The 285-nt window shown below is 60.4% G+C and carries 1 protein-coding gene; it reads left to right on the forward strand.

What is annotated here, in order from left to right; translation table 11 throughout:
* A partial coding sequence (locus SB751_RS29655; protein ID WP_410748980.1) for a cbb3-type cytochrome c oxidase subunit I occupies positions 1–285 on the forward strand: 285 nt, incomplete at both ends.

Here is a 285-nt window from a genome sequence, read left to right on the forward strand (position 1 = left end):
TCGTTCATCGTGTGGGCGCACCACATGTTCACCACGGGCATGCCGGTGACCGGCCAGCTGTACTTCATGTACGCCACCATGCTCATCTCCATCCCGACCGGGGTGAAGGTGTTCAACTGGGTCGCCACCATGTGGCGCGGTTCGATGACGTTCGAGACGCCGATGCTGTTCTCGATCGGCTTCATCTTCGTGTTCACGATGGGCGGCTTCACCGGCCTGATCCTGTCGGTGGCGCCGATCGACATCCAGGTGCATGACACGTATTACGTGGTGGCCCACTTCCAC

Source organism: Cupriavidus sp. SIMBA_020, assembly GCF_046535395.1.
GTDB lineage: Bacteria > Pseudomonadota > Gammaproteobacteria > Burkholderiales > Burkholderiaceae > Cupriavidus > Cupriavidus campinensis.